We start from the raw sequence: 6,316 nt of genomic DNA, 5'->3' as shown, positions 1-6,316 counted from the left end.
GCTAAAAAAACTGCTGGTTTCAGTAAAACAGCGTCTTTCCTGTAATGACCATGAGCGCCGCTTAGTGCTGTTGGAAGTATCACGGCAAGACTTGTGCCCAGTGAAACTCTTATGGCAATTGTTGGATCTATCCCCATTGTTGTCATAAGCCCGTATAAAATAGGAACCATTATAAATCCTCCGCCAACTCCAAGAAGCCCTGATGCAAATCCTATCCCTGCCCCAGTGATTATAAGCATTAATATATAAAAAATATAAGATTCCATTGTATAATTTCCTGTTTTTAAATTAATTTTTTAAAAATATATTAATCAATTAATTTGAGATTACTTTTCAAGAGCTTACCAAACTATATTTAAGCAGAATGATATTATATATTGAAAAATATTATGATGGAAATATATTGATTAAATAATAAATCTGTTTATATTTAATAAAATATCTTATGCATTAAGTATTATAATCATTTTAAGCCAAAACAACATCTGAATGCTTTATAAACGATTAGTACTGCCTTATCGGTGATAGAAAGTGGATTTAACAAAAATTAAGGGTATAGGTGACAAATTAGCGAAAAAAATTATTGATAGCTTTGGAAGTGCTGAAGAATTAAGCGCTGCAATTCAAAATTATGAAGTTGATAGAATCTCAAAGATTGAAGGTGTCAGCCAGTCTAAAGCAATAGAAATAATAAATGCTGCATTAGGTAATCCCAAAGAAGAATTTTTAAAAACTGGAAGAGCAGTACAAATTTATGATGACATAATTGCAAGAATTTTAGGATATGCAAATACCAAATATGGGAAAAACCGAATTCTTTTAATTAGCCCTACAATGGATAAATTAAAAATTCAAGAAAATCTGGATTTTGTAATGAATGCAAAAGAAACCGTTTCCAGGCTTCCTGTTGATGAAATTAGCAGCTTACTTAAAAAAGTAAATCCTTCGGCTCGCGATAAGCCAAAATACGATCCAACAAGAGCAATACTTGTTGAATCAAGAGAAGATTACAATAGACTTATGGATATGGATCTAAACAGATATGCAACCATTCTTACAGCAGAAGAAGTAGAAAGTCTTGAAGACTACGAATTTGTAGTATATATATTTTCTACCGGTCAAATTGAGCTTGATGATGCATATAATGTTGCTATGGTAACTGGAGATTCTTTAGAATATGAAATTGTTCCGGAAACTGTTCTTTCTTATTTCTATGCAAACTACCATCTACTATACAATATTTTAAAAATTAAGGAAATTTTAGGACGTGAATCAGTAATTCCAGAAATTATTGATATAATTGATTCTCTTGAATCATCCAGAGTTGACGAAAGCATTTTTGATGCTGCAGTGGAAGATGCGAAAAAAAAGGCAGATAAAAAGCTTAAAGATAGTATTAAACAGGTAGATCTTAAAGGAGACGAAGTTTTAGCATTGATGAATGAGGGCATGCCCGCAAAAATTCAAAACATATTTGACGAAGTTATTAAGGAAGCTAAAGAAGAGATTAAAGAACGCACAGGCTGTTCATTTGACCCCTTCATACAAAAATACCCAGTCGAAATAGATGATCATGAGCTTGAAAGGGTAAAAAGACAGCAGATCGCAGCCCAGCACCTGAATACCTTTGATAAAAAAGTAAAAGCTGCTTCCAGACTTTCAAATCTAAGAGAAAAGGCTGAAGAAGAAATACAGGAAATTCTCGAATTTGATTATGAGTTTGCACTTGGATGTTTCGCATATTACTACGATTTGAATCCCCCACAAATAGGTAACGAATTCAATTTTAATGGTGGAATACACCTTAACTTAGCATTAGAAGAAGGAAATAATATTCAAAAAATAGATTATTCTCTTCAAATCCCTGAAAATGTTGCGCTATTAACTGGAGCAAACAGCGGAGGTAAAACAACATTACTTGAGACACTTGCCCAGATTTCAATAATGACACAGATGGGACTTCCTGTTTGTGCAGAAGAAGCTACAGTTAAGCTTGTAGATGAAATATATTTCTTCTCGAAGCAAAGATCACTGGATGCTGGTGCATTTGAATCTTTCCTTAACACATTCATGCCTGTTGTAATTACAGATACTACTAAATTAGTATTATTAGACGAATTAGAAGCGATTACTGAACTTGAAGCGGCAGTTAAAATTATTGCAAGCTTTATAGATATTCTCAAAGGTTCTGATTCATATGCCGTCATTGTAACTCACATGGCTCGAGAAATAATGAAATACACTGAAGTTAGGGTGGATGGAATTGAAGCTAAAGGTCTTGATGAAAATTACAACCTGCTTGTTGATAGAACACCCCGAATGAATTATTTAGCAAAGAGTACTCCGGAATTGATTCTCAGAATGATTTATGAAAAATCAGATGGAAAATTGAAGGATATTTATGGACAGATACTCGAGAAATTCTGAATTTAGGATAAATCTGTTAAAAAATACAAAAGGGAACAATTTCAGAATGTTAAACCATTGTAATTCCTAATTGTCAGTGATAAAATTCTTAAAAGGGTTAAAAAATGAAATCAAAAATTACTCTGAATCTTTTAATAGTCTGGTACAACTCTTTTCCTATGATAAAGATTTACCCTTTAACTTCCAAGAAAATACAGTGAAATATAAAAACAATATTATTATTCGTGATATCAGTTTTATTGGTTTAAAAGAAAAGGTTAATGCTTATTTAGTTGATTCAGGAGATACATCAGAAGCAGGGGTAATTTTTGTGTATCCTGCTCCTGGAAATCGATCAGCCTTTTTAAAAGATGCCATAGAACTAGCTGGAAAGAATGTAGTTTCTATTTTAATTGAATCTCCCTGGGCAAATCCCCAGAAATTTATAAAAATAGCAATGGAAGGTGTTGAACAGCCGGAGAAATATTACAACTATCTAATTAAGACTGCTGTTGATCTCAGGCGTGCCCTTGATTTGATAATGTCTCTAAATGATAAGAACATCAAAAGAGTTGGTTTTGTGGGCCATAGTTTTGGAGCTCTTTTTGGAGGGATATTATCAGGATTAGAAGAAAGGATTGATGCTTATGTGCTGATGGCGGGTGTTGGGAGCTTTACTGATGTAGCATTGATGAATATTCCTGATCTGAAAGTGGAAACACTTAAAAAATTCAAAAAAACTATGTATCCCATTGATCCTGTTCATTATATTAGTCATGCATCTCCTTCAAACCTCTTTTTTGGGATCCAGGATACATTTTATTCAAAAGAAAAATTTATGGACTTTTATAATGCTGGAAGCACCTCTAAATCTATTAAATGGTATGAAAGTAACCATTATATTAATGAAGAAGCATATAAAGACCGGATCAGATGGTTAGTTACGCAATTAGGCTTAAAATAAAGGATTAATTTATCATTAAAACCCATAATAGACCTCAATTTTATTAAAAAAAATAGTTTTTAGGCTAAACTTATAATTAAAAATTATCAATCATTCAAACAGTGATATTAAAGGCAAATTTATGCAATAAAAATATAAAAAATAAACGGAAACGTTATAAAACATAAACAGCACTATTGTTCTTTTAATACTGCTTAAAACCAATATTACTAATTTATGAAATATTAATTAAAAAGTAACTTTTAATAGTAAAAAATCAATAAATTAGGCTTGTGAAGCTTAGTATAATTATACCAACCTACAATGAAGAAAAGTATCTTCAAAAGTTACTTGAAAGTATAAAAAGTCAATCATTTACTGATTATGAGATTATAGTAGCTGATGCTAAATCAACGGATAATACAAGAAAAATAGCTGAATCCTTCGGTTGCAAAATTATTGATGGTGGACTGCCTGGTACGGGAAGAAATAATGGTGCAAAAATTGCATCCGGCGAATATTTACTATTTTTAGATGCTGATGCAGTATTAACAGAAGATTATCTTGAATCTGCAATAACAGAATTCGATGAAAAGAATCTTGATATTGCCATAACTCAGATTGAACCAATCAGTAACAGTAAAACCGATAAAATATTACATGATTTAGCTAATTTTTTCATGAAGAGCGTAGAATCCATAAGACCCCATGGAGCAGGCTGCTACGGGATTTTAACGAAAAAATCCTTTCATGAAACTGTTGGAGGCTTTGATGAATCCCTTGATTTTGGAGAAGACAGCGATTACATCTACAGAATTGGTAAAATGGGTAATTTTCGGGTTTTAAGGAAACCAAAACTCCTTGTTTCTACAAGAAGGCTTGAAAAAGAAGGAATAAAAGATCTGGGCCGTAAATATACGAAAAGCACATTATACGATTTCTTAGGGAAAAAAATTACTGCTGAACAGCTGAATTATACATTTGGCTACTCTGAAACCGAAGAAAAAAGAATAATTTACTCAGTATGCGGCGAAGGCATGGGACATGCAATTAGAAGTTCTGTAATCATAGATCATTTACTTAATAAGGGTAATAAGGTCATTATATTTGCAAGCGACAGAGCATTTGATTATCTATCCAAAAAATTTGATAATGTATATCGCATCCATGGTTTTAACACAGTATATAAAGAAAATTCTGCAAAATATATAGATACATTCCTTGTTGGGATGAAAAATCTCCCAAGAGATTTTACAGATAATTTCAGGATGCTTTATAATATTGCAAAAGCATTTAAGCCCAATATTATAATATCTGATTTTGAAGCTTATTCAAGCCTTTTAAGTAAGTTCATGCGGATTCCTTTAATTAGTCTGGATAATATCCACGTTATCACCCAGTGTGAAATTGAAGTTCCTGAAGAATATTTAATTGAAAAAATCGCGGCTAAAGGAGTAATTCACTCTTTTATTGTTAAACCTAAAGAATACCTAATTACGACTTACTTCTATCCTCCAGTAAAGCAAAAAAATGTTTCATTGTTCCCCCCAGTGTTGAGAGATGAAATATTAAATTTAAAACCATATAATGGTAATAATGTACTTGTTTATCAAACAAGCGACTCTAATCATGAAATTATTGAATATCTTAAAAATATTGATGAAAACTTTGTTATATATGGATTTGATATGGAAAAAACAGAAGATAATCTCCAATTTAAGAAATTCAGTGAAGAAGGATTCTTTAAGGATTTTGAATCGGCCAAGGCTGTAATATCCAATGGAGGATTCACATTAATAAGCGAAGCAATTTATCTTGGAAAACCTGTATTGAGCATTCCAGTAAAAAAACAATTTGAACAAATTGTTAATGGATTATACCTTGAAAAGTTAGGATATGGAGAATTCCATGAAGAAATAGATGAGAAAACAATTAAAAGATTTTTATCACACCTTAACATATATAGAGAATCCCTTAATTCCTATGAATATGAAGGGAACCAGAAGATTTTTGAAGCACTGGATAAGCATATTGAAAAATATTCAAAAAGGTATAAAATAGCTCCAGATTCAAGTGATTATCTTCAAATTAATGAAATATTAATGGATCAGAATTAATCTTTTACTATCATCTATTAACTTGAATCCAACTATTTGCCCCAAATATCATATAATAACAATTAAATTAGATGTAATACAAATTAATATTAATGAATTCTTTCTTCTCTATTTATCAACGAGAGTCTATTCCAAAGAATAATCTAAATTCCAGGAGCATTTAGATGGGGAATAAGCTCAAATATCTAAGTTCAATTAATTCAAGAAAATTGGACATTATAATTACCACAGTATTATGTACAATAGTGGTTCTAACCAGGCTTCCTTTTGTAAGCAAATTCCTATATGAATGGGATTCAGTGAACTACGCCTTAGCATTTGAAAAATTTGATATCATACACCACCAACCACATCCTCCTGGTTACATATTTTTTGTATGGCTCGGAAGAGTGATTAACATAATTTTTAACGATGCTAACAACACAATGATATTTATAAGCATCATTTTCAGTATTTTAACTGTGATTTTAATCTATTTTTTAGTTAAACAAATGTTTTCTCGAATAATTGCCATTAATGCATCAATACTGCTAATATTTAATCCTTTATTCTGGTTCTATGGAGAAATAGCTACAATATATTTAAGTGAGGCCTTCTTTGCAACACTGATTGTTTATTTATCTTATCATGTCTTTCAAGGTAATGAAAAATACTTTTATCCATCCATACTGGCTTTGGGTTTATCGGGAGGATTCAGGCAAGATCTTGTGATATTGATGTTACCACTATGGTTATTCTGCCTTTTTTACAATAATTTAAACCTGAAGAGAATAATGAATGCATCAATTGTTTTAATTTTCTCTGTTTTAATCTGGTTTGTTCCAACAGTGATGCTTGCAGGAGGATATGA

5 protein-coding genes (1 of these 5 only partly in view) are annotated in these 6,316 nt (G+C 31.4%); 4 read left to right on the top strand and 1 reads right to left on the bottom strand.

The genetic code is table 11. The features are described 5' to 3' along the window. On the bottom strand, positions 1–266 hold a 266-nt coding region (locus tag QMD61_11205), incomplete at its 3' end, for a TSUP family transporter (protein MDI6725201.1). Between the two features lie 265 nt (positions 267–531). On the opposite strand from QMD61_11205, the gene QMD61_11200 reads away from it, so the two are divergent. The 4 genes from QMD61_11200 to QMD61_11185 form a co-directional block, all read left to right on the top strand. Next, on the top strand, positions 532–2,427 hold the full coding sequence (locus QMD61_11200; GenBank protein ID MDI6725200.1) for a helix-hairpin-helix domain-containing protein: 1,896 nt from the start codon (positions 532–534) through the stop codon (positions 2,425–2,427). A 196-nt stretch (positions 2,428–2,623) separates the two neighbouring features. Next, positions 2,624–3,370, top strand: a complete 747-nt coding sequence (locus QMD61_11195; GenBank protein MDI6725199.1) for a hypothetical protein — start codon at positions 2,624–2,626, stop codon at positions 3,368–3,370. 272 nt (positions 3,371–3,642) lie between these two features. After that, the gene (locus tag QMD61_11190) at positions 3,643–5,466 is read left to right on the top strand and encodes a glycosyltransferase family protein (protein ID MDI6725198.1); all 1,824 of its coding nucleotides are present in this window, start codon (positions 3,643–3,645) and stop codon (positions 5,464–5,466) included. Between the two features lie 164 nt (positions 5,467–5,630). Continuing rightward, positions 5,631–6,316 carry the start of a glycosyltransferase family 39 protein gene (locus QMD61_11185; GenBank protein ID MDI6725197.1) on the top strand. 1,024 nt of this gene lie beyond the right edge of the window, so 686 of the gene's 1,710 nt are visible here — the first part of the coding sequence; the start codon lies at positions 5,631–5,633; its stop codon lies off the right edge, out of view.

The sequence above is a fragment of the Methanobacterium sp. genome, from assembly GCA_030017655.1.
Lineage (GTDB): Archaea > Methanobacteriota > Methanobacteria > Methanobacteriales > Methanobacteriaceae > Methanobacterium_D.
This window is presented reverse-complemented; position numbering and strand designations above follow the sequence as displayed.